Origin of the sequence: Rhodoferax sp., from assembly GCF_028714215.1 — a bacterium.
Lineage (GTDB): Bacteria > Pseudomonadota > Gammaproteobacteria > Burkholderiales > Burkholderiaceae_C > Rhodoferax.
Genome location: NZ_JAQTMS010000022.1, coordinates 1 through 23,751, shown reverse-complemented (window position 1 = coordinate 23,751; position 23,751 = coordinate 1). Strand labels below are relative to the sequence as shown.

23 protein-coding genes are annotated in these 23,751 nt (G+C 64.2%); 18 read left to right on the top strand and 5 right to left on the bottom strand.

The window, feature by feature from the left end:
• Positions 1-176: 176 nt before the first annotated feature.
• The 4 genes from PHS32_RS11670 to PHS32_RS11655 are packed head-to-tail and all read left to right on the top strand — an operon-like array spanning position 177 to position 4,887.
• Positions 177-632 carry a MarR family transcriptional regulator gene (locus tag PHS32_RS11670; RefSeq protein WP_301079185.1) on the top strand — a complete coding sequence of 152 codons (456 nt, stop codon included), beginning with the start codon at positions 177-179 and terminating at the stop codon, positions 630-632.
• Entirely contained in the window at positions 622-2,058 is a 1,437-nt protein-coding gene (locus PHS32_RS11665) for an efflux transporter outer membrane subunit (RefSeq protein WP_301079143.1), read from the top strand. Before PHS32_RS11670 ends, PHS32_RS11665 begins: the two co-directional genes overlap by 11 nt.
• 30 nt (positions 2,059-2,088) lie before the next feature.
• Complete coding sequence (locus PHS32_RS11660; protein WP_301079142.1) at positions 2,089-3,306, top strand: HlyD family efflux transporter periplasmic adaptor subunit; 1,218 nt, start codon at positions 2,089-2,091, stop codon at positions 3,304-3,306.
• 12 nt (positions 3,307-3,318) lie between these two features.
• Positions 3,319-4,887 carry a DHA2 family efflux MFS transporter permease subunit gene (locus PHS32_RS11655; RefSeq protein ID WP_301079141.1) on the top strand — a complete coding sequence of 523 codons (1,569 nt, stop codon included), beginning with the start codon at positions 3,319-3,321 and terminating at the stop codon, positions 4,885-4,887.
• A gap of 10 nt (positions 4,888-4,897) precedes the next feature.
• On the opposite strand, the gene PHS32_RS11650 is transcribed toward PHS32_RS11655, so the two are convergent.
• The 4 genes from PHS32_RS11650 to PHS32_RS11635 form a co-directional block, all read right to left on the bottom strand.
• Complete coding sequence (locus PHS32_RS11650) at positions 4,898-5,977, bottom strand: carotenoid 1,2-hydratase (protein WP_301079140.1); 1,080 nt, start codon at positions 5,975-5,977, stop codon at positions 4,898-4,900.
• Between the two features lie 7 nt (positions 5,978-5,984).
• Positions 5,985-7,043: a PLP-dependent cysteine synthase family protein gene (locus PHS32_RS11645; protein WP_301079139.1), complete on the bottom strand. Its 1,059-nt coding sequence runs from the start codon at positions 7,041-7,043 to the stop codon at positions 5,985-5,987.
• 63 nt (positions 7,044-7,106) lie between these two features.
• Positions 7,107-7,604, bottom strand: a complete 498-nt coding sequence (locus tag PHS32_RS11640) for a GNAT family N-acetyltransferase (protein WP_301079138.1) — start codon at positions 7,602-7,604, stop codon at positions 7,107-7,109.
• On the bottom strand, positions 7,601-7,873 hold the full coding sequence (locus PHS32_RS11635) for a DUF1778 domain-containing protein (RefSeq protein WP_301079137.1): 273 nt from the start codon (positions 7,871-7,873) through the stop codon (positions 7,601-7,603). Before PHS32_RS11635 ends, PHS32_RS11640 begins: the two co-directional genes overlap by 4 nt.
• Before the next feature lie 176 nt (positions 7,874-8,049).
• Here PHS32_RS11635 and PHS32_RS11630 point away from each other — a divergent pair, with 176 nt between their 5' ends.
• The 14 genes from PHS32_RS11630 (at position 8,050) to PHS32_RS11565 (ending at position 22,609) form a co-directional block, all read left to right on the top strand.
• Positions 8,050-8,697: a helix-turn-helix domain-containing protein gene (locus PHS32_RS11630; RefSeq protein ID WP_301079136.1), complete on the top strand. Its 648-nt coding sequence runs from the start codon at positions 8,050-8,052 to the stop codon at positions 8,695-8,697.
• Positions 8,690-9,673 (top strand): HlyD family efflux transporter periplasmic adaptor subunit, encoded by a 984-nt coding sequence (locus tag PHS32_RS11625; protein WP_301079135.1) that lies wholly within the window; start codon positions 8,690-8,692, stop codon positions 9,671-9,673. Before PHS32_RS11630 ends, PHS32_RS11625 begins: the two co-directional genes overlap by 8 nt.
• Entirely contained in the window at positions 9,670-10,623 is a 954-nt protein-coding gene (locus PHS32_RS11620) for an ABC transporter ATP-binding protein (RefSeq protein WP_301079134.1), read from the top strand. The genes PHS32_RS11625 and PHS32_RS11620 overlap by 4 nt, the downstream gene beginning before the upstream one ends.
• Positions 10,620-11,753: an ABC transporter permease gene (locus PHS32_RS11615; RefSeq protein WP_301079133.1), complete on the top strand. Its 1,134-nt coding sequence runs from the start codon at positions 10,620-10,622 to the stop codon at positions 11,751-11,753. The genes PHS32_RS11620 and PHS32_RS11615 overlap by 4 nt, the downstream gene beginning before the upstream one ends.
• A gap of 54 nt (positions 11,754-11,807) precedes the next feature.
• A complete protein-coding gene (locus PHS32_RS11610) occupies positions 11,808-13,064 on the top strand; it encodes a multifunctional CCA addition/repair protein (RefSeq protein WP_301079132.1) in 1,257 nt (418 codons plus the stop codon).
• Positions 13,061-14,209, top strand: coding sequence for a nickel-dependent hydrogenase large subunit (locus tag PHS32_RS11605; protein ID WP_301079131.1), 1,149 nt, complete (start codon positions 13,061-13,063; stop codon positions 14,207-14,209). The genes PHS32_RS11610 and PHS32_RS11605 overlap by 4 nt, the downstream gene beginning before the upstream one ends.
• 46 nt (positions 14,210-14,255) lie before the next feature.
• The gene (locus PHS32_RS11600; RefSeq protein ID WP_301079130.1) at positions 14,256-15,257 is read left to right on the top strand and encodes a HupU protein; all 1,002 of its coding nucleotides are present in this window, start codon (positions 14,256-14,258) and stop codon (positions 15,255-15,257) included.
• 14 nt (positions 15,258-15,271) lie between these two features.
• Positions 15,272-16,753 (top strand): nickel-dependent hydrogenase large subunit, encoded by a 1,482-nt coding sequence (locus PHS32_RS11595; RefSeq protein ID WP_301079129.1) that lies wholly within the window; start codon positions 15,272-15,274, stop codon positions 16,751-16,753.
• Positions 16,754-16,796: 43 nt separating this feature from the next.
• Positions 16,797-17,057, top strand: coding sequence for an AbrB/MazE/SpoVT family DNA-binding domain-containing protein (locus PHS32_RS11590; RefSeq protein ID WP_301079128.1), 261 nt, complete (start codon positions 16,797-16,799; stop codon positions 17,055-17,057).
• The gene (locus PHS32_RS11585; RefSeq protein WP_301079127.1) at positions 17,044-17,463 is read left to right on the top strand and encodes a type II toxin-antitoxin system VapC family toxin; all 420 of its coding nucleotides are present in this window, start codon (positions 17,044-17,046) and stop codon (positions 17,461-17,463) included. The genes PHS32_RS11590 and PHS32_RS11585 overlap by 14 nt, the downstream gene beginning before the upstream one ends.
• Before the next feature lie 73 nt (positions 17,464-17,536).
• Positions 17,537-18,991 carry a DUF6880 family protein gene (locus PHS32_RS11580; RefSeq protein WP_301079125.1) on the top strand — a complete coding sequence of 485 codons (1,455 nt, stop codon included), beginning with the start codon at positions 17,537-17,539 and terminating at the stop codon, positions 18,989-18,991.
• Positions 18,992-19,037: 46 nt separating this feature from the next.
• Positions 19,038-20,387 (top strand): ATP-binding protein, encoded by a 1,350-nt coding sequence (locus tag PHS32_RS11575; protein ID WP_301079124.1) that lies wholly within the window; start codon positions 19,038-19,040, stop codon positions 20,385-20,387.
• A 227-nt stretch (positions 20,388-20,614) separates the two neighbouring features.
• Complete coding sequence (locus PHS32_RS11570; RefSeq protein WP_301079123.1) at positions 20,615-20,896, top strand: hypothetical protein; 282 nt, start codon at positions 20,615-20,617, stop codon at positions 20,894-20,896.
• 159 nt (positions 20,897-21,055) lie between these two features.
• Entirely contained in the window at positions 21,056-22,609 is a 1,554-nt protein-coding gene (locus PHS32_RS11565; RefSeq protein ID WP_301079121.1) for a S41 family peptidase, read from the top strand.
• On the opposite strand, the gene PHS32_RS11560 is transcribed toward PHS32_RS11565, so the two are convergent.
• Positions 22,606-23,550 (bottom strand): LysR family transcriptional regulator, encoded by a 945-nt coding sequence (locus tag PHS32_RS11560; RefSeq protein WP_301079120.1) that lies wholly within the window; start codon positions 23,548-23,550, stop codon positions 22,606-22,608. The two genes, PHS32_RS11565 and PHS32_RS11560, sit on opposite strands and share 4 nt — an antisense overlap.
• Positions 23,551-23,751 lie beyond the last annotated feature (201 nt).

The following is a 23,751-nucleotide window of genomic DNA, read 5'->3' as shown; positions in this document are numbered from 1 at the left end:
CAGTGTAGCCAAAAAGTGCAGAAAACGTTGCCGTACCAAACAAAGCCTTGACAATAAATGCCTAAGCAAATAATATCGCCGACCTTATGCGTTCCTCAAAAAAATCCCTCAGCCCCGATGCCAAGCCCGCGGAAGCGGTGTGCGTGGCAAGGCAGTTTTACTGCACCGAGGGCTACATGCCGGAAAACAGCGTGGGCTATCTGATGCGGCGCGTGTTGACGGCCGTGGCGCAGGAAATCGAGCGCCAGCTCGAACCGGTCGACCTGACCAATGCCCAATGGATCCCCTTGTTCAAGCTGTTCATGGGCAAAGCTTCCACCGTGGCCGAACTGGCGCGCGAGTGCCAGCTCGATGCCGGCGCCATGACGCGTCTGCTGGACCGGCTGGAAGCCAAAGGTCTGTGTCATCGGGTGCGATCGGTCGAAGACCGGCGTGTTGTCAATATCGAGTTGACGGACGAAGGGCGTTCGGTGGCGGCCGGCATACCCGAGGTGCTGTGCCGCGTGCAAAACGCCCATCTGGCCGGTTTTTCGGACGACGAATTTCAGGCCTTGAAGGGCTTTTTGCGCCGCATCCTGGACAACGCCCAAGCCCAAACCCCACCCACTTCCGGAGGCAGCCATGAAGCCTGACCTATTAGCGCGATCGGCAGTGCTGCTGCTCGCGGCCCTGGGCTTGTCGGCTTGCGCCGGCCTGTCCGATCTCCCGGCTCCCGCCAGCTTGCGCGATGCTTCCTCCCTGGGCCTGCCGACAGCGCCAGACGCAACGCTGGCGCTCGACGGCCAGTGGTGGCGCGAGTTTGGCGACGCGCAACTGAACCGCTTGATGGACCAAGCGTTGGCCAGCAACCCTTCGCTCAAAATTGTGCAGGCCCGGCTGCTCCGGGCCCAAGCCGGTGCCGACGCGACCGGCGCGGCCGACGCTCCGCAACTAGTCGCGGGGCTGGATGCCATGCAGCAGAAGTTCACCGCCAACGGCCTCTATCCACCCCCGCTGGCCGGTTCCATTTACGAGACCGGAACGGCGCAACTCAGCGGCAGTTGGGAGCTGGATTTTTTTGGTAAAAACCGTGCCGCACTGGATGCCGCGCTGGGCAGCGTGCGCGCCAGCGAGGCCGACGCCGCCGCCGCCCGGACCTTGCTGGCCAGCAACGTGGCCCGCAGCTACTTCCAATTGGTACGTTTGAACGAGCAACTGGTTGTGGCGCAACGCCTGCTGGCGCAACGCACGCAAACACTGACTCTGGTGCGGGACCGCGTCAACGCCGGTCTGGATACCCGCCTTGAACTGCGGCAAAGCGAAGGAACCCTGCCCGATGCGCGCCTGCAGATCGAGGGCCTGCAGGAGCAGTTGACGCTGGGGCGTCATGCACTGGGCGCTTTGCTGGGTCAGCCGCAGGCGGCGCTGGCGATCGAGCTACCGCCCATGGCGGCGATCAAAAATGCAGCCGTCGCGGCTACCCTGCCGTCGGATCTGCTGGGGCGTCGCGCCGACATCGCCGCGGCACGCTGGCGGGTCGAGGCCGCGACCCGGGATGTCAGCAGCGCCCGCGCCCAGTTCTACCCCAACGTCAACCTGGTGGCCTTTGCCGGTTTCTCCAGCATTGGGCTGGATCGCTTGCTGGGCGCCGGCAGCGAACAGTGGGGTGTCGGGCCGGCCGTGCGGCTGCCGCTGTTCGACGGTGGCCGCTTGCGCGCCAACCTGCGCGGCAAGGCCGCCGATCTGGACGCCGCTATCGAGAGCTACAACGCCGCCGTGATCGAGGCCGTGCGCGAGGTCGCCGATCAACTCGCCTCGGTGCAGTCGATTGGCCGTCAGCAGACCGAGCAGCGCGCGGCGCAAGCCTCCGCCGAAAACGCCTATCAGATCGCCTTGCAGCGCTTTGAGGCCGGGCTGGTCAATCGGCTCAGCCTCCTGAACGCCGAAACGGCGGTGCTCAATCAGCGCCGCCAAGGTGTCGATCTGGCGGCCCGGGCCCTCGACAGCCAGGTTGCCCTGATGCGCGCTCTGGGTGGCGGCTACCGCGCCGATCTGCCCCCTGCCACGGCCCGGAAATAAATTGTTCTCCCTCTATTCGCCCCTATTGTCATGACCTCATCTCAAACCTCTATCCCGGCGCCGCGCGCCGCTGCCAACCCGGCCCGCAAAAAGGCCTTGCTCACGCTGACCGGCGTGGTGGTCCTGGCCGGCCTGGGCTGGGCCGCCTACGAATGGCTGGTGGCCAGCCACTACGAGTCGACCGACAACGCCTACGTGCAGGGCAACGTGATTCAGATCACGCCGCAGATCGGCGGCACCGTGATGGCGATCCTGGCAGACGACACCGATTACGTGAAAGCCGGTCAGCCGCTGGTCAAGCTCGATCCGGCCGACGCCAGCGTGGCGTTGGAGCAGGCCAGGGCCGGTCTGGCGCAAGTGGTGCGCCAGGTGCGCACCCTGTATGCCAACAATAGCACGCTGACGGCTCAAATAGCCTTGCGCGAGGCCGATGTGGCGAAGGCGCAGAGTGAAATTGCGCGCGCTACCGATGACTTGAATCGGCGCCAGTCGCTGATCCAGAACGGCGCGGTCTCGAAGGAAGAACTCAACCACGCGCAAACCCAACTGGCGAATGGCAAATCTGCCCTGACCGCGGCGCTGGCGGGCGTCACGGCGGCGAAAGAACAGTTGCGCAGCAACCAGGCCATGACCGATGGCACCGCCATCGACAAGCACCCCAGTGTGCAGGCGGCAGCCGCCAAGCTGCGCGAAGCCTGGCTGGCGACCCAGCGTGCCGCCTTGCCGGCACCGGTCGACGGTTATGTGGCGCGGCGCAGCGTGCAACTCGGCCAGCGCGTGGCGGCCGGTACGCCTTTGATGGCCATCATTCCGCTGAATCAACTGTGGGTGGACGCCAATTTCAAGGAAGTGCAGTTGCGCAACATCCGCATCGGCCAGAGCGTCAATCTGACGGCCGATCTGTACGGCAGACAGGTCGAATACAAAGGGACGGTCAGCGGTCTGGGCATGGGCACCGGTGCCGCCTTTGCCCTGTTGCCGGCGCAAAACGCCACCGGCAACTGGATCAAGGTGGTGCAGCGCGTGCCGGTGCGGGTGGCGCTGGACGCCGCCCAGGTGGCGCAAAACCCGTTGCGCGTCGGCTTGTCGATGCTGGCCACGGTGGATGTCAGCCAGCAGGACGGCAAGATGCTGGCCGATGCGCCGCGCCCCGCCGCCCTGGTGCAAACCTCGGTCTTTGAGTCGCAAGACAGCGGTGCGGCCGAGGAAGTGCGAAAAATCATTGCGGCCAATATGGGCCGCCCCTGAAACTGGCACCTTATGGCGACCCTAGCTCAATCGGCCCCGATGGCGCCACTGCAAGGCTCGGCCCGTTTGTGGGGCACCATTGCACTGTCGCTGGCCACTTTCATGAACGTGCTCGACTCGTCGATTGCCAACGTCTCGCTGCCGGCCATCGCCGGTGACCTGGGCGTCAGCACCAACCAGGGCACCTGGGTCATCACCAGCTTCGGCGTCGCCAACGCCATCGCGCTGCCGCTGACCGGCTGGCTGTCGCAGCGCTTCGGCCAGGTACGTTTGTTCATCACCAGCGTCCTGATGTTCGTGCTGGCCTCCTGGATGTGCGGCCTGGCGCCCAACATGACGATGCTGATCGTGTTCCGCGCCTTGCAGGGTTTTGTCGCCGGTCCCATGATTCCGCTGTCGCAGGGTTTGTTGCTATCGAGTTACCCGCCGGCGCTGGCCGGTCTGGCGATGGGTCTGTGGGCCATTACGACACTGGTGGCGCCGGTGCTGGGGCCGTTGCTGGGCGGCTGGATCACCGACAACATCAACTGGTCCTGGATTTTTTACATCAACATCCCGGTCGGTCTGCTGTCGGCCTTCATGGTCTGGAGCATTTACCACAAGCGCGAAAGCGTGACCCATAAACTGCCGATCGACGGTGTCGGTCTGGGCCTGCTGGTGCTATGGGTGGGCGCGCTGCAGATCATGCTGGACAAGGGCAAGGAGCTGGACTGGTTTCATTCACCCGAGGTGGTGGGGCTGGGTCTGGTGGCCCTGGTTGGCGGCGCTTTTTTCCTGGCCTGGGAACTGACCGAGGAACATCCGGTGGTGGACTTGCGGCTGTTCAAGCAGCGCAACTTTTGGTCCGGCACGGTGGCCATCGCCATGGGCTACGGCCTGTTCTTCGGCAACGTGGTGCTGCTGCCCTTGTGGCTGCAGCAGTTCATGGGCTACCCCTCGATCGACGCCGGCATGTTGCTGGCGCCGGTGGGCCTGTTCGCCATCATCCTGTCGCCCATCGTGGGTAAAAACATCTACAAGGTGGACCCGCGCTACCTGGCCAGTTTTGCCTTTCTGGTGTTTGCACTGGTGCTCATCATGCGTTCGCATTTCAACACCCAGGCCGACTTCGGCACCATCCTGATACCCACGCTGATCCAGGGTATCGCCATGTCGTGCTTCTTCATTCCCCTGTCGGTCATCCTGCTGTCGGGCATCGCGCCCGACAAGATACCGGCCGCCTCCGGCCTGTCCAGTTTTGTGCGGATTGTGGCCGGCTCGTTCGGCACCTCCATTGCCACCACGGTCTGGCAGGACCGCGCCGCCATGCACCATGCACAACTGGCGGAATCCATCAACTCGGGCAACTTTGCCGCGACCCAGGTGCTCACGGGCATGGGCAGCGCGGGTTTCACGCCCGAGCAGGCACTGGCGCAGGTGAACCGCTTGGTGGATCAGCAGTCTTATATGCTGGGCGCCAACGACGTGTTCTTTGCCTCGGCGCTGATTTTTCTGCTGCTGATTCCCGTCGTGTGGCTGTCGCGACCCAAGCGTGTTCCTGCCGTTGGAGACCCGGTCGATGCCGGCGCCGGGGCGCATTGATCGGACACAGTTACAAGCGCAGCGCTTGGGCGTAACCGGTCATCTCCAGATAGCCGCGTCCCAGCAGTCTTCCCTGGCTGTCGAACAACTCGCTCAAGCCCTCCCAGTAGACCGCGCCGGTGGAGGCGCGGCTGTCGAGTTCCTGGTTGTCGATGACCGCCTTCACGGTGTAGAAGCCGGTGGGCGTTTGGACCAGCCACTCGACCGGGTAGCTGGCTCGCGTCAGCGGGCTGGTCCAACTGCGCAGCGGCTTGAAGATGACTTCTCCGTGGCTGAACACGTGCGGCGCCGCGCCCATGCCGGGGCGGCGAAAAGAGCCGCCGTCCCATAGCGCGTTGCCAGACTGGTCGCGCAGGCGAAAGGCGGTGAGGGTGCTGCCGTCCAGCAGGTTCATGCCGATCCAGTCCCAACCCACCGCCTGTTGTCCGAGCAGCGACTGGCTCCACTCGTGGTCCAGCCAGGCAGTGCCCTGCACCGGCAGGCGCTGCTTTCCCAAGCCCAGGGTGCCGCTGGCCTGCAGTTGCGGCAGGCTGTAGTAATAGCTGGCCTGCTGTTCCTGCGGCCCCTTGCGCGACAGGCCCCTGTCGCCTTGCAGCAGCAGGGGCTGGCTTTCGCGCAGCGATAGATCAATTTCAAAATCGCTGCTGGCAGCCCGGGCCTGATATTGCGTGGCGGTGTGTCGCAGTGACCAGTCGCGCAGCTTGAGCTGGGTGTCGGTTTCACTGGTCTGCGCGACCTCAAAACCTTGACGCGCAATGCGCTGGTCGTGCCACAATTTTTTGCCAGCCACGTCGGTCACGGCGGCATGGGCAAAGATCAATTGCTTGGCGGCAAAAGCCGATGTCATGTTCTGCGTCGTCGGCACCCGGGAGCGGAAGAAAGTCAACTGAAAACCGAATTCCCGCCGCCCCGAAAGCAGGCGGCCGGTGATATACCACCACTCGATGGCGAAGTCGGCGTGGCTGCCCAGGTCACGCGGAAATTGCAGCTGGTACGGCACTAGCGCTGTTGCCGGCAAGGGCGACATGGCAGTCGCCAGACCCGCCGCCAGCAACTGTCGTCGCGAGATGCCGGACCGGCTTGCAGGCATGGTGGGCTCAGGCCAACTGAAGCTTCAGGCGCGCCAGCGCCGGGCCGCAGTCGCCGAACCTGGCTTGCACCCAGGCGGCATCGTGGTAGCTGGGCAGATAGCGCTCACCGGCATCGCACAGCAGCGACAGGATGGAGCCCTGCTGGCCTCGCTCGCGCATCTCGCAGGCCAGGTTCAGCATGCCGATGAAGTTGGTGCCGGTGGACGGTCCGACCTTGCGTCCCAGCAACTCGGACAGCAGGCGCATGGCGGCCACCGAATCCAGGTCGCTCACTTCCAGCATGCGGTCCACCAGGGTGCGGATGAAACTGGCCTCCACCCGTGGGCGGCCTATGCCCTCGATGTTGGAGCCCGGGCCGGTCAGGCTGGCGTCGCCGCTGCGGTGGTATTCGCCGAACACGGAGCCTTGCGGATCGGGCACGCAGAGCCGGGTGTCGTGGCGCTGGTAGCGCACGTAGCGGCCTATGGTGGCGCTGGTGCCGCCGGTGCCGGCACCGACCACGATCCAGCGCGGAATCGGGTGCCGCTCGCGCGCCATCTGGCTGAACATGCTTTGCGCAATGTTGTTGTTGCCGCGCCAGTCGGTGGCGCGCTCGGCATAGGTGAACTGGTCCATGTAGTGGCCGTTCGTTTGCCGCGCCAGGGCCAGTGCTTCGTCGTAGACCTGCAAGGCGCTGTCGACCAAATGGCAGCGTCCGCCATAGAACTCGATCTGCGCAATTTTTTCCGGCGAGGTGTTGCGCGGCATCACCGCAATGAAAGGCAAGCCCAGCAGCCGCGCAAAATAGGCTTCGCTCACAGCGGTGGAGCCGCTGGATGCTTCGACCACGGTGGAGCCCTGGACTATCCAGCCGTTGCACAGTCCATACAGGAACAGCGAACGCGCCAGCCGGTGTTTCAGGCTGCCGGTCGGGTGGGTCGACTCGTCCTTCAAATACAGGTCTATGCCCAGCCTGGCAAAGCCGGGCAGGGGTAGGGCAATCAAGTGGGTATCGGCACTGCGCTGGTAGTCGGCCTCGATCAGGGCGACGGCCGTTTTAAGCCAGGAGCTAGCGGGGTGGTTCATGTGGGAAGACAGACAAGGTTTTGTATTTTGTTGAAGAAGCAGGCATGGGCTTCAGAAAGAGAACTAGCCGGGTCTTGCGATGTTCAGTCGCAACATCAGCGTCAGCGGATGCGTCGGCGACACCTGAAACCCGTAATGTTCATAGAACAGTCTGGCCCGGTCATGCAGAGCGTGCACCAGCAAGGCCCTGACGCCGGCGTTTTCCGACACGGCAACGGCCCGGTTGACCGCATCGCGCAGCATGGCGGCCCCCAGCTTGATGCCTTGTGCGCGGGTGTCGACGGCTAGACGGGCCAACACCATGACAGGGATCGGGTCGGGCATATTGCGACGTACCGCGCTGCTTGCCAGCTTGTGCGCTACGGCGCCGGCAGCCAGGGCGTAATAGCCGTAGACACGCTGGTCTTGATCCGCCACGACAAACGTCCGAGTGGCGCCACTCAATTGGTTGGCCATGGCCCGCCGTTTGAGCCACTCGTCAAGGACCGGCTCACCGCACTCGAATTCATTCACCTGGTGGGCGCTGGCCAGTGGCGTTGGTGCCGACAGTTGCAGGTTCATGCCTTGGCATTGGTCCAGGGCGCCTTGACGGCCATCAGGCGATCAAGGCCCGGATTGGGCTTCGGTGGCGCGTCCAGCAATTTCGTGAACTGACGAAACCGGTCGGCGTCCAGGCCGAAGAACACCTGATCCAGCATCACCGAGCGTGCTTTGTCGCAGGCGGCCTCCAGCATGAAGTCCGAGCGGTTCTTGCCAAGCAATTGAGCAGCGTGGTCAATGAGCGCGCGTTGATCGGGAAGAGCGCGCAGGTTGATGGCGGCATCACGCATGAAAGTTTCCTTGGGTGGCATAGACAACAGATGCGGCAATCTTAAGTCAATGTGTATCTATTGTCAATACGCCGCCTTATCGGCATGAAGAAACAAGGCGCTTGACCGAAGGCTGCGCGACGCGCACAATTCGATTATTAGTCAATTGGCTAGTAATGTTTGGAACGTGCTTCATCATGCCCCGTCCATCCCGCAATATCGATCAAATTCTGCTGCAAAGCGGCCGCGAGCTATTCCCGCGGCATGGCTGTGCCGGGCTTTCGTTGCGGCTGCTGGCCCAGCATGCGCAGGTCAACGTCGGCATGTTTCATTACCACTTCAAGAGCAAGGAAATCTTTTTGCGTACCCTGCTGCAACAGATGTACGACGAAATGTTTTCCCAGTTGCACTTTCAGGTTGCGCAATCCGGCGTCGCCTTGGAGCGCTTGCGCCAGGCCTTGTGCTTGTTGGGACGCCTGATGCGCGAGCATGGTCAGTGGATTGCGCGCGTCTGGACCGATGCCGCTGGCGGCGAGCTGGTGGCGCTTGAGTTTTTGCGGCAGAACGGCGCGCGCCATCTTGAGTTGTTGATGGCATTGCTGGCCGAGGCGGAGCGGGACGGCGCCGTTGCGCCCATGGCGCCGATGCAGCGCTTCACTTTTTTGATGGGCGCGGTGGTGGCGCCGATGTTGCTGGCACCCAGTGCCGTTCGCATGGGCATGGCACCGCCCCAATTCTCAACGCAAGTCTATTCGGACGTGCTCAGCGACAAAGGCATTGCCGAACGGGTTGACCGCGCCCTGGCCGCGCTGGCCGGTAAAAGAAAGAAGCTTCATCATGCATGATCGAATATCCCTATCGCGCTGTCTGCTGTTATGCCCTGTTCTGCTGGGGCTGGTGGCCTGCTCGGAACGGCCCACGCCGGGCTGGTCCGGCTACGCCGAAGGCGATTACGTTTACATCGCCGCACCGCTGGCCGGCCGGCTCGAAGCCATGGCTGTGCAAGCGGGGCAAACAGTGGTCAAAAATGCCGTCTTGTTTGCGCTGGACGCCGAAGCCGAGCGCGGCGCCAGCGACGAGGCGGCAGCCCGCCTGGTCAGCGCCCGCGCGCAAGCCACCAACCTGGACAAGGGACGGCGCAGCGATGAAATTGCCGTGACCCAGGCGCAACTGGCGCAAGCGCAGGCCAGCGCTGTCTTCATGCAAAGCGAATTGGCGCGGCAGCAACAGTTGGTAACCCAAGGTTTCATTTCGAAGTCGCGGCTGGACGATGCCAGCACGGCCGTCGCGCAGGCGCAGGCCCGCGTGGCCGAACTCACGGCCGCCCTGCGCGTGGCCCGTCTGCCGGCCCGCGAGGACGAACGTGTGGCGACGCAGGCGACGGCGACGGCGGCGAGCGAAGCCTTGCGCCAAAGCAAATGGCGTGAAGGACAAAAGCAACAGACGGCGCCGCTGGATGCTCTGGTGTCGGAGGTGTTTTTTCGCGCCGGCGAATTCGTTCCTGCCGGTCAAGCGGTGCTGGCCTTGCTGCCGCCGCAAAACGTGAAGGCGCGCTTCTTTGTGCCCGAGGCCCAACTGGCCCAGGTCACACCGGGCCAGGCCGTGCTGCTGAGCTGTGACGGCTGCCCGGCCCCCATCGCGGCCCACGTGACCCGCATCGCGACCCAGGTCGAATACACGCCGCCGGTCATCTATTCCAACGCCCAGCGCGCCAAACTGGTGTACCTGGTGGAAGCCAGCCCGGATTCCCCGCAAGGCACGCTGTTGCATCCCGGGCAGCCGCTGGACGTGCGGCCAGCGGCCACCGGGCGCGCGCCATGAGCCCACTGGCGATTGACGTCAGCGGACTGACCAAGAATTACGGCGGTCGCGCCGTCGTCGATCACATAGATCTGCAAGTGGGCGCCGGACGGATTTGCGGTTTTCTAGGCCCCAACGGCAGCGGAAAAACCACCACCATCCGCATGCTGTGCGGCCTGTTGACACCCGATGCCGGCAGCGGCCAATGCCTGGGCCTGGACATCATCCAGGAGGCACGTGCGATCAAGCGCCAGGTCGGGTACATGACGCAGAAGTTCGGTCTCTACGACGATCTCTCGATTCGGCAGAACCTCGACTTTGTGGCGCGCCTGTTTGGTCTTGCGCAGCGCCGTGCGGCGGTCGATCTGGCGCTGGAGCGGCTCGGGCTCACCGCGCGCCAGCAGCAACTGGCGGGCACTCTGTCGGGTGGCTGGAAGCAGCGCCTGGCGCTGGCCGCCTGTCTGATCCATGAGCCCCGATTGCTGTTGCTGGACGAGCCCACCGCCGGCGTCGATCCGAAGGCGCGGCGCGACTTCTGGGACCAGATTCACCAGCTGGCGGCGCAGGGCATCACTGTGCTGGTGTCCACGCATTACATGGACGAAGCCGAGCGCTGCCACGACCTGGTCTACATCGCTTACGGCAACATTCTGGCGCGCGGCTCGGAGCGCGAAATCATTGAAAGCTCGAACTTGAAAGTCTGGTCCATCGAAGGCCAGGGCGTGCAGGCCTTGCTGGAGCCGCTCAAGGCAGCGCCCGGCGTCCTGAGCGTGGCGGCCTTCGGCAACGCGGTGCACGTGGCCGGACAAGACGGCGAGCTGGTGGAGCAAGCGCTGAAGAATGTGCGGCAGCAGCCAGGCTTGCGCGTGACGCCGACCGAAGCCAATCTGGAGGACGTTTTCATCAGTCTGATTGCGCGCGCCCAGGACAATTTCTCGGCTGCCGGCGACCGGCTTGGGGTGGACGCATGACACGATTTTCATGGCACCGCATGCTGGCGGTTTTCATCAAGGAATTCCAGCAGATGATGCGCGACCGCCTGACCTTCGCCATGGCGGTGGGGATTCCGATCCTGCAGCTGGTGTTGTTCGGCTACGCCATCAACACCGACCCGAAAGGCCTGCCGACGGCCGTGGTCAGCAGCGACAACAGCGCCATGGCGCGCAGCTTTGTCGCTGCCCTGCAAAACACCGGCTATTTTCGCGTCAGCCACAGCGGCATCAGCGAGAGCCAGGGCGAAGCGCTGATCGCCAACGGGCAGGCCCAGTTTCTGGTCGTCATACCGGCCAACTTTTCACGCGATGTGGTGCGCGGCGAGATGCCGGCGATTCTGGTCTCGGTCGATGCCACTGACCCTTCCGCATCCGGCAACGCGCTGGCGGCGCTCAATCTGGTGGCAAGCCAGGCGCTGCGCCACGATCTGACCGGGCCGCTGCGCGCCTTGCAGGGCACGCCGGCGCCGTTCGAGCTGCGGATTCACAAACGCTACAACCCGGAGGGACTGTCGCGCTACAACATCGTGCCGGGCCTGATAGGCACCATACTGACCATGACCATGGTGATGCTGACGGGGCTGGGCATGACGCGCGAGCGCGAACGCGGCACCATGGAAAACCTGCTGGCGACACCGGTGCGCCCCAGCGAAGTGATGGTCGGCAAGATCCTGCCCAATGTGGTGATCGGCTATCTTCAGTTGGGGGTTGTCATGGCGGCCGCTTTCCTGCTGTTCGAGGTGCCCATGGTCGGCAGCTTTGCGCTGCTGATGGCCATGATAGGTGTTTTCATCGTCGCCAATCTGGCGGTCGGTTTCACCTTTTCCACGGTCGCGCGCAATCAGTTGCAGGCGGTGCAGATGACCTTCTTTTTCTTCCTGCCGTCGATGCTGCTGTCGGGCTTCATGTTCCCGTTCCGGGCCATGCCGGTGTGGGCGCAGTGGATCGGCGAGGTGCTGCCGCTGACCCATTTTCTGCGCATCGTGCGCGGCATCCTGCTCAAGGGCAACACGGCGGCGCAAGTGCTGCCGGAACTGTGGCCCATGCTGGCCTTTCTGTTCGTCGCCGGCGTCATCGCCCTCAAGCGCTACCGGCAGACGCTGGATTGAGGGGCGGCCAAGTCTCGATGCCGCCGCATGACCCATTTGGGTAAACTGCCAAGCATGCAAACATACCTGGTTGGCGGAGCGTTGCGTGATGCCTTGTTGGGGCTGACGGTGAAGGACCGCGACTGGGTCGTGGTGGGCAGCACGCCCGAGGCGATGGTGGCGCAGGGCTACCTGCCGGTGGGGCGTGACTTCCCGGTCTTTCTGCATCCGCGCACCAAGGACGAGTACGCGCTGGCCCGCACCGAGCGCAAGACGGCGCGTGGCTACCACGGCTTTGCCTTCAACGCCAGCGTCGATGTGACGCTGGAGCAGGATCTGTCGCGCCGCGATCTGACCGTCAATGCGATCGCTGCCGCTGCCGATTCCCTCCGGTCTGACGGCAGCTTTGACATCAGCGAATTGACGCTGATCGACCCCTATGGCGGGCAGCGCGATCTGGCGGCACGGGTGTTTCGCCATGTGACGCCGGCTTTTCGGGAAGACCCGGTGCGCGTGCTGCGCGTGGCACGGCTGGCGGCACGCTTTGCCGACTTCACGGTGGCGCCCGAGACCATGGCGCTGATGCGTGAGATGGTGCTGGAGGACGAAGTCGATCACCTGGTGGCCGAGCGCGTCTGGCAAGAGCTGGCCAAGGGGCTGATGGAAGACACGCCGTCGCGCATGTTCGCCGTGCTGCGCGATTGCGGCGCGCTGGCGCGCCTGCTGCCCGAGGTGGACCGACTGTGGGGTGTGCCGCAGCGCGCCGAATACCACCCCGAGATCGACACCGGTGTGCACCTGATGCTGGTGCTGGACCTGAGCGCGCAACTCAAGACAGCGCTGCCGGTGCGCGTAGCCTGCCTGTTGCATGACCTTGGCAAGGGCACCACGCCGGTCGATCTGCTGCCGCGCCACCTGGGTCATGAGGAACGCAGCGCGCGCCTGCTGAAGGGCGTTTGCGAGCGTCTGCGCGTGCCTACCGAGTGTCGCGAACTGGCCGATGTGGTGGCGCGCGAGCACGGCAACATTCACCGCAGCGCTGACCTGGGTGCGGCAGCCATGCTGCGCTTGCTGGAGCGCTGCGATGCCATTCGCAAGCCGGCCCGCTTTGCCGCCATTTTGCTGGCCTGCGAATGCGACGCACGAGGCCGACTCGGCTTGCAGGATGAGCCGTACCCGCAGCGTGCCCGCCTGTTGGCGGCACTGACGGCGGCGCAATCGGTGGCTACCGACACAGTGGCTGCCGACGCGATGGCAAAAGGTGTCAATGGCAAGTTGATCGGTGAGCTGATTCACAAGGCACGGGTTGAGGCCGTGAAGGCGGCACTGTGAGCACTGAACTGACGTCGTGGGAAGCGCTCAGCGGGCAGTACCAGTTGCACCCCGGCACGACGCGCAGCATTGTCGGCCAGCGTCCGGTGCTGGGGGCCGGGCGTCTGGGACGTCTGCTGCGCGGTCAACGGGGCAGCGAAGTCAGCCGCAGCCTGAGCAGTGTGTTCACCCTGTGTGCCCACGCGCATCGCCGCACCGCCAACCTGGCGCTGGCCGCTGCGCAGGTCGGGTCACCAGTCCCGCTCAATGAAGCGCCGGTGCTGTTGTGGCTGGAGACCGCGCGCGACCACTTGCGCAGCATGGCGCTGGACTGGCCGCAACGGCTGCCGCAGGCGCACGCCGACGCCCGCAACCTGGGTTGGCTGAGTGGCTGTCCGCTGCCGCTGGGAACCGCCAGCCCGGTCACGGATGCTGCGGTGGCGTGGCAGTTGCTGGCTGCTTTGCGTGCCTGGTTGGAGCAGCACGTCCTGGGTCAATCCGTGCTTGCCTGGCTGGCCGCCTGTCGTGATCCGGATGCCTTCGCCGCATGGTGCCGGGCGCAGGCGCCGCAGCTGGCGCCGGCCTACTGTCTGGCCGCCTGGCAGCCGATTGCACAGGCGCTGGCACCGCAGATGCGCTGCCTGGACCTGCTGGATGAAGACCCGGCGCTACAGAGCGCCCGCTTGCGTCAGTTGGCGCGATCGCTGGTGGAGGAGCCCGACTTTGTGCAGCGCCCGACCTGGCTGGGCCAATGTGCCGAAACCGGCGCCTGGTCACGCCTGCGGCAGCGGCACGGGCAGGCACAGACGCAGCCCAGCGCCTGGACCCGTCTGAGCGCGCGCTGGCTGGAACTGGTGGAACTCGCCGCCGCCGACCCCAGCACACCCAGCCAGGGCAGTGCGCCGCTGCTGGCAACGGGTTCTCTGAGTCTGGGCAAGGGTCAGGCGCTGGGCTGGTGCGAGATGGCCCGTGGCCTGCTGCTGCACTGGGTGCAGCTTGACGCCGACGGCAGGGTGCGGGACTACCGGGTGCTGGCGCCGACCGAGTGGAATTTTCACCCGGACGGCGCGCTGGCGCATGCCTTGGCGGCTTTGTCGCCGGACGATACGGCGGCGGCGCGCACCCTGGCTGCCGCCTTCGACCCGTGCGTGGTCTGCACGGTATAGACTGCTGCCAGCGGGGAGGCCAACGAATCATGAAACTGGGGACTACATGACGCTTAATGTGCTGTGGTTGCAGTCCGGCGGCTGTGGCGGCTGCAGCATGTCGCTGCTGTGCGCCGACACGGTCAACTTCCCGGCCTTGCTGCGCGGCAATGGCATAGAGCTGCTGTGGCATCCCGCCTTGTCGCTGCAAGGCGGGCAGGATTTGCTGGACCTGCTGGAGGACTGCCTGGCCGGCCGCGTGCGGCTGGATGCGCTGTGCATCGAAGGTGCTCTGCTGCGCGGCCCGCAGGGCAGCGGGCGCTTCCATGTGCTGGCCGGCACCGGTGTTGCGATGATAGCCTGGGTGCGCCGATTGTCAGCCGTCGCCACGCATGTGCTGGCGGTGGGCAGTTGCGCCGCCTGGGGCGGCATCACGGCCAGCGGCAGCAACCCGACCGACGCCTGCGGCCTGCAGTACGAGGACGAGCGCCAAGGGGGTTTGCTGGGGGCTGGTTTTCGCGCTCGCGGCGGCTTGCCGGTGATCAACATTGCCGGCTGTCCGACGCACCCCGGCTGGGTCACCGACACATTAATGGCGCTGGCCGCCGGTTTGTTGACGGCCGCCGATCTGGACCCGCTGGGGCGCCCGCGTTTTTATGCCGATCAACTGGTGCACCACGGTTGCACGCGCAACGAGTATTACGAGTACAAGGCCAGCGCCGCCAAACCCTCGGACCTGGGCTGCACCATGGAGAACATGGGCTGCAAGGGCACGCAGGCGCACGCCGACTGCAACAGCCGCTTGTGGAACGGTTACGGCTCCTGCACGCGCGCCGGCTACGCCTGCATCAGTTGCACCGAGCCGGGGTTTCAAAGTCCCGGTCATCCGTTTCATCTGACGCCCAAGCTGGCCGGTATCCCGATCGGCTTGCCGATCGACATGCCCAAGGCCTGGTTTGTGGCGCTGGCCTCGCTGTCCAAGAGTGCCACCCCCAAGCGCGTCAAGAAAAATTCCCACAGCGACCATCTGGCACTGCCGCCGGTGTCGCGCAAGACCGGGTTGCGCTAGGCGCAAAACTGAAAATGAGCCGTTTGATACTGGGACCCTTCAATCGCGTCGAGGGCGACCTCGAAGTCGAGCTGGAGGTGGCCGATGGCCGGGTGCTTGAAGCGCGTGTCAAGGCGCCCATGTACCGTGGCTTCGAAGTCATGCTGGTCGGGCGCGATCCGATCGACGCCTTGACCATCGCGCCGCGCATCTGCGGCATCTGCTCGGTCTCGCAGTCGGTCGCTGCCGCCAAGGCCCTGGCCGATGCTTCGGGCGTGGTGATGCCGCCCAATGGCTTGTATGCCACCAACCTGATGCTGGCCTGCGAAAACCTGGCCGATCACCTGACGCATTTCTACGTCTTCTTCATGCCCGATTTCACCCGCGAGGTGTATGCCCCTAGGCGCTGGTTTGGCGAGACGCAGCGGCGCTTCGCGGCGCTGGTGGGGGGCGCCGGTGGCGGCTTGCACAACCGCGCGGCGCTGGCGGCGCGCGCGCGCTGGCTGGAGTTGATGGGCGCACTGGGCGGCAAATGGCCGCACTCCGGCGCCCTGTTGCCGGGCGGCACCTCGCGCGCCATTGAGTCGACCGAGCGCGTGCGCCTGCTGTCGCGCCTGCGCGAGATGCGTGCTTTCCTGGAGCAAACCTTGTACGGCGCGCCCCTGGAAGAAGTGGCGGCGCTGGCCAGTCTGGCTGATCTATCGCACTGGCAGGCGCGCGTCCAGGGCAGCGATCTGGCGCTGTTCCTCGACATTGCCGCTGACCTGGAGCTGGCCGCCCTGGGGCCGGGACCGGGGCGCTACCTCAGTTACGGCGCTTACGCCCAGGTCGACGGCTCTCACGCGCTGGGCCGCGGTGTCTGGGACGCCCAGTTGCAGCAGCGGCTGGCGCTCGATGCCAGCCGGATCAGTGAAGACACGCGGCACAGCTGGCTGGCCGAGGGTGAAGCGGGCCAGCCCTTGCACCCGATGCAAGGCCTGACCCAACCCGACATCGACAAACCGGGCGCCTACAGCTGGAACAAGGCACCCCGGCTGGCCGGCCAGGTGGTCGAGACCGGGGCCATTGCGCGGCAACTGGTGGATGGCCAGGCCCTGATCCGTGCGCTGGCGCTGGCGCATGGCGGCAGCGTGTACACGCGGGTTTTGGCGCGTCTGCTGGAAATGGCCCGTATCCTGCCGCTGATGGAACAGTGGTTGCTGGCGCTGCAAGCGCATGAGCCGTATCACCAGGTGCAGGCGCTGCCGGCGCAGGGGCAGGGCGTTGGCCTGTCGGAGGCGGCCCGCGGCGCCCTGGGGCATTGGCTGAAGATCGAGAACGGCCGCATCGCGCACTACCAGATCGTGGCCCCCACCAGTTGGAACTTTTCGCCGCGCGACGCCGCCGGCACACCGGGGGCGCTGGAGGCGGCCCTGGTGGGCGCCACCATCGACAGTTCGGACGGCCGCGGCCAGAGTGTTGCCGTGCAGCACATCGTCCGTTCCTTCGATCCGTGCATGGTCTGCACGGTGCATTGACGCATGCTAAAATATTCTTACCATGTAAGAGGATCGTACTGCCATGCTAACCGTCACTGTTTCCGATAAAGGCCAAGTCGTTATTCCAGTGGAAATCCGTCGCCGTCTGGGCATCACTCCAGGTTGTCAACTCGATTTCCACCTGGACGGTCATGTCATCCACGCCGAGGTGAAGCGCCAGGTTGTTCAAACCAGTGCCGAAGATGGCTTCGGCATGCTGGTTTGCAAGCGGCCCGGCAAGCGCCGGCTTGCCGATTTCGATGTCGCCCTCGCCATGCGGGAAGCCAAAGATGATCGCACTTGATACCAACATCCTGGCGCGTTTCTATGTGGCCGACCCGGCCGACCCCGAGGCCGCCAGACAACGCCCGATTGCCCTTCGTCTCCTGACCGAATCCCCCAAGGTATTCGTACCCCTGACCGTGATTCTTGAACTCGAATGGGTGTTGCGCGCCTTCTATGGCTTTGCGACCGAGGATTTCGTGCGGGTCGTCAAACATTTGCTGGGGCTGCCCAACGTCAGCGTTGAGGAATGGTCGCGCATCGACGATGCCCTGGCCTGGCACACTGAGGGACTGGACTTCGCCGATGCGCTGCACCTGCTGGCCAGTAGCCATTGCACGGAATTCTTGAGCTTCGATGACCGTCGATTCGCGCGTCGCGGCAAACGTTTGGGAGTCACGCCGGCGGTCGTGGTACCTACCAAGTAGTCGTTGCCATGCCGCTGCCAATCCGGGAACGAAAGAGGAGAGACTTATCGTGGAACATGGGTTGAAGTCAGGCATGGTATCCGGCAGCAATAAGCGGCGCGATCCGTGGCGTGATATCCATGAGTATCTGGACACGCAAGCCTTGATCGATCTCCTGCTCGACGTGGCCCAGCGCGACGACCGTCTTTACCAGTCCCTGTTGCTCAAAGCCGAGCCCACCAGCGGCGCTGGCGGCAACGTCGCCAAGGCCTTTAAGCGAGCCATCGATGGTGCAACGCGCATTCGCGGCTTTGTCGACTGGCGCGAGGTGGGCACCTTCGCTGCCAAGGTCGATCAGGTGGTGGATTCGCTGGCGGAATTGCTCAAGCCCGACACCGCAGCCATGTTGGTCGAACTGGCCGAATACGCCATCGAGCGAGTCGAGAATTCTCTGGAGCAAATTGACGACTCGGATGGCGAGATCGGTGACATTGTCTATCGTCTGGGCGAACTGCATCTGAAGGCCTGCGCCATGGCTCGACCCGAAGCTGCAGACTTGGCGGAGCGCCTGTTCCGTCTCGAAACGACGCTGCCTTTCGGCTTGTGCAGCTTCGATGCAGCGACGTACAAAATCCCCTTGGGCAAGGTGGGCCTGTGCCGGTATCGAGAACTGGCGGAGGCCGAGTGGCGCAAGTTAAAGCCGCCGACTGCAAAGGACAGCTACGATGTCCACCGCTCTCGCATCACACGCGTCATGGAGCAACTGGCCGAGGCCAGCGACGACATCGAGGAATTGGTAGCGATCAAGTCGCGGGATCTTTCATCCGGCTATCGTTATCTTGGCATCGCTGAAATCTGGACCAAGGCCAAGCAGCCGGACCAGGCGCTGGCGTGGGCGGAGCGCGGTCTGAAGGCTTTCCCGGAACGCCCCGACAACCGTCTGCGGGATTTCCTGGTAGCGGCTTACCTCAAGCGCAAGCGCAATGACGAGGCGCTGCAACTCACCTGGATCCAGTTCGAGGAGCAGCCGGGTATCGAGCACTACAAGAAGCTGCACGATGTCGCCGGCAAGCTTGGTCTCTGGCCGGTGCAACGGGAGAGGGCGTTGGCAAGAGTTGCCGACGTCATTGCGCGTGAGGCAATGGCGACGACCCACCGGAAGCCGAAACCCTCCGCACCCAACTACTCGTTGCGCGTGGAAATTGCCCTCTGGGAGCAGGATTTGGATGCTGCCTGGGTGGCCGCTCAGACAGGCATCTGTGATCGCAGCCTGCTGATCACACTGGCCGGAAAGCTCGAATCCGCGCGTCCAGTTGACGCGGTGAGTCTCTACCGCCGCGTGGTGCCGGCCATCGTCGAGCAGACCCATAACGCAGCTTACGAGGAGGCGATCAAGCTGATCAGCAAAGTGGGGGAGTTGATGAAAGAGCAGAAACAGCAACTGCAATTTGGCGACTACCTGGCTGAGCTGCGGCTTCAGTTCAAGCCAAAACGGAACTTCATCAAGCTGCTCGACGGTGTGGCGCGTTCGACTGCATCCGAGAAATAAGCCTGAACAGACCGCTTCATAGGCGTTTGATAAACTGTTTTGAGCCATGCCTGTTCCACCGCCGTCACCGCTGCTGCATTTGCCTTTGGGTGAACTCGAAGGCGTCGACGAGGCGACCTGGCTGGACGTGATCCAGAAGATGGACGAGGTCTATTCCAAGCTGGTCAGCGACGAGGTGGAGCTGGAAGAAAAGAACGCGCAACTGGAGCAGTCGCAGCAGTTCATTTTCAGCCTGTTGTCGGCCATGAGCGATGTCCTGATCGCCTGCAACCAGGACGGTTTGATCGAAGAAACCAATGCCGCCCTGTGCGAGCTGGTGGGGCGCAGCGAGCAGGCGCTGCTAGGCTCGCCGGTGCTCGATTTGCTGGCCGACGAACAGAGCGTGCAACGCTGGCAACTGGCCTTGTATCACTCCGACTCGCGCTCCGGCGTGGTGGTCGAAATCAACCTGCGTGATGCCATGGGCCAAGTGGTGGCGGTCGACTTCAACTGCACGCCGCGGCACAACAGCGCCGGCCGGCAGGTCGGTCGCGTGCTGGTCGGTCGGCCGCTGGGTGAACTCAAGCGCGCCTACCACCAGTTGCGTGAAGCGCACGAGGCCTTGAAGCTGGCGCAGCAGCAGTTGCTGCACTCGGAAAAAATGGCGTCCCTGGGGCGCCTGGTGGCCGGTGTGGCGCACGAACTGAACAACCCGATCAGTTTCGTGCTGGGCAATGTGCATGTGCTGCAACGCTACGGCACGCGCTTGAGCCGTTACCTGGAAGCGGTCCATCGACTGGAACTGCCCAACGAGGTGCAGGCGTTGCGCGCTGAATTGCGCATCGACCACCTGCTCAAGGACTTGCCCTCGCTGCTGGAGGGCACGCTGGAAGGGGCTCAGCGCACCACCGACATCGTCAGCGGACTGAAGCGGTTTTCAACCGTGGGGCATGAAGAAGTCACGCCGGTCGAGATCAACGGCGTGGTGGAGCGTGCCATCCTGTGGGTCAAAAAGGGCACGGCACCGCGCTTTCAGGTGCACTGGACGCGCGGCGCCGATTGCTACGTCACGGGCAATGCCGGCCAGTTGCTGCAAGTGATGATGAACCTGGTGCAAAACGCCTACGACGCGGCCAACACGGAGGGCGATAAAACGCCCCAATTGCGCATCATCTTGCAGCAGACTGCGGGGACCGTGCAGTTGCATTTTGCCGACAACGGCCCCGGCATAGCGCCAGCGCATTTGTCGCGCATCTTCGATCCCTTCTTCACCACCAAGAGCGTCGGCAAGGGTACCGGGCTGGGCCTCTCGATCAGCTATGGCATCGTGGAACAGCACGGCGGCCATCTGACGGTGGACAACCTGCCGCAGGGCGGCGCCCAGTTCACGTTGACCTTGCCCTTGGTCGCGCCTTAGAACGCGTTCCCCATTGTTGGCGGACAAGCTCCTGGTCTGGGTCCAGCGCCAGGGACAGCGCTGCTGTCCGCGGCGCCGATTGGTAGCTTTGTACTACGGGAGGGCATGAAAATCCTGGTACCAAATAACCTGCGAAAAAGGTGCTTCACTGCCATTCACAACACCCCCTGAGCGGTCGAAACTGCAGTCATGCGGGGATCAACCGGAACTTGGAATGTGGAGCGCATATGAGCATCAATTTCAACACTGACGACAGTATTGTCCTTGACGGCGTGGCGACCGGCTTACGCTATTTGCAGGAGCAGGAACGCACCGTGATCTATTCGGTTGGACGTGGCGGTTCCAATTACAGAAGATACCCCATGCCGCACGCTCGCTACGCACTGCCTTGCCTCTCACTCAGAGCGCAGGACGCCAAGGCGGAGTCGGCCGCCCAATGTCCACCGCCCGCAGGCCGCCCGCAGTTTGAGGCGGATTTGCGTGCCCTGGTCCGATCCATGGCATCTTGATCGGTCATCCGCCCACACAGCCTTCTGGTGATAGTTGTCAAGAAGGCCTATTTTTCGACAACTATTCTTGACCCCATCTCTTCCTGCGGTGCACCGCGCGTTGTAAGGACCCGGATCGCGCATCGGTTTCTTCGCCGCATTGGACAGGAGCAAACCAGGATGAAATCCGTGATCAACCTCTCGACCTGTGCCGTATCCCGCCGAGATGCCCTGCGCCTGACCAGCTTGGTCAGCATCGGGGTGCTGGCGCCCAATCTGTTGGGCGGCTGTGTCGGGGGTGGTGGAGCGGGCGCGGTACCGGATCCCAGGCTCGGTTTCAGCTACCCCGACTTGGCCGACTACAGTGCCCTGACCTGGAGCGATGCGTTCCAGGCGGCGCACGAAAAGTTTTCACGCGAGTACGCTTTCGGCGACTGGAAAGGGGTCGATTGGTCGGGCCTCTTCGATCGCTACCAGGCGCGCATCTGGCGCGCCCAGAGCGCTACCGACGACAGGGCTTACTACCTTGCCCTGCATGAGTACCTGTGCGCCATCCCGGACGGCCATCTGAGCCTGTCGGCGGACAACCCGGCCGTGCCGCTGGCCCTGGCAAAAGCGCTGGCAGGGGGCGGTTTTGGCATGGCCGTGGCGGAACTCGATGATGGGCGGGTGATCGCCGCCGCCGTGATCCCGGGCGGTCCGGCCGACCTGGCCGGGATCGTGGCAGGCGCCGAGATCATCAACTGGGGCGCTCAGCCGGCGCGCAACGCCATCGAAAGCATCGCTGTGGGTGCCATTCCCTATAAATGCTTGACCGGAGCCTACGGCAATGAGAACCCCCAGGCCACGCGCGAACACTACCGGCTGGAGCAGGCTCGACTGCTGACCCGCAGCGCCATCGGCGCCACCGTCCAGGTCCAGTTCAGGAACCCCGGGTCAGCGCTTGCTGAAACTGCCAGCGTGACGGCGGTGGAAGACGCCGGGCGCAGCTTTTTGCTGCTGAACTTCGCCGCGCGACCGGCGTTCTCGAGCCGGGTCGATTACCGGACCTTGCCGCAGGGCTACGGTTACGTGCTGGTGACGATGGAGTACGACCCGGCCAGCCCCGGCTATCCGATCCGGGTCTACGAGCAGTTCCGCCAGGCCATCACCGCGTTCGTCGCGGCCGCTGTGCCGGGTGTCATCATCGATTTGCGCGGCAACTACGGCGGCTCCGATCAACTCGCCGCCGACCTGTGCGGCTTCTTTTACACGGTACCGTCTTTTTACGAGGAGCAGGAGTACTACGACAAACGGGACGGCCGTTTTCTGCGCCTGACACTGGCGGAACGCGGACCGGAACCGATCGTCGACCAACTCTCCATCGAGCCGCAGACGCCTCACTACGGCGGGCCGCTGGTGGTGCTGGTGAATCCCGGTACCACCAGCTCCGGCGAGGGGCCACCGGCCTGCCTGGCGCGGCTGGCCAATGCCAAGGTGATCGGTTTTCACGGCACCAATGCTTCGTTTGGCATGGTGGGCGGCAAGATCGTGCTGCCGGGCGGCTACGCGATCGGCTATCCCTTCGGTCGCTCGGTCGATCAGCACGGCGTGATTCAGCTCGACAGCCGCAACGGGGTCGGCGGCGTGGCGCCCAACCCGCGCGTGCCCAAGACGCTGGAGAACGTGCTGGCCTTGGCGGCGGGGGTTGATGTGGAACTCCAGTACGCCGTCAACTATCTCGACAGCCGCTAACCCTTGCCGACAGTTTCAGGCGGCGCCGGCTCACCCGGCTTTGCCGTCAAAGCCACTGTCTGCAGGTACTTCGACAACAGGCGTGCGCTGGCCGAGCGCAGCGGCTCGGGCCGGCTGGCGATGACAAAGCGGCGTACCGCCCAGGGGTCCGACAGCGGTACCAGGGCCAGACAGGCGGCGCTGGCATGCGACACCGCCGCCTCATGGGGCAATACCGCCAGCCCCAGTCCAGCGGCGGCGATGCGGCAGGCGGCGTCCATGTTGGAGACCTGGACCCGGTGCAGCGGCAGGCTGCCCAGCAGTGCCGCCTGGCGCCGCAGCAACTGGTCCATCAAGCCGCCGCTGGCAACCCCGATCGAGATCTGGTCCAGCGTGTCGGCGTAGCGCAGCGAGGGCTTGCCGGCCAACGGGTGGTCGGGTGCCATGGCGACCGAAAGATGGTCGCTGCGGTAGGGCACGGCATGCAGACCGGCCAGGTCGGCTCGATCCCAAAGAACGCCCAGGTCGGCCGCTCCTTCGTGCAGGCAGCGCACGATGTGTGGGCTCAGACGCTCGTCCAGGCTGACGCGCAGGGCCGGGTTCTGCTTCAGAAATCGGCCGATGTCGTCGGGCAGGTGTTCGGACAGAACCGACGGGCTGGCGAGTACCCGCACGCTGCCCTGAACCCCTTGGCCAAAGGCATTGATCTCGGCCCGGGCCTGGTCCAGTGCCGCCAGAATCTCGCGCGAGCGCGCCAGCAGTGCCTCCCCCGCGGGCGTCGGCTGAACGCCGCGGCGGCTGCGCACCAGCAGCGGCACGCCCACCTCCTGCTCCAGCGCGGCGATGCGCTTGCTCAAGGCGGAGGCCACCATCGCCTCCCGGCTGGCGGCGCGGCTGATGCTGCCTTCCTCGCAAACGGCGACGAAGTGTTGCAGCGATATGGAATTCAGGGGACGACTCACAGGCTGTTCCAAAATTGAACGACTTGACGGAAAAAATAGCACTATCTGGATCATTATGGAACATCTAAACTGGCGGCCATGGTGCGTCGTGAAGCGAAGGAACAATTGATCCCCGATGGGGGAGGGTGTACCTTGGCCAGCTGCGCCACTCCAACGGGTGAAAGTCCCGTCTCGCAAAGCGTCGGTGCGGCGAGTAGCAGA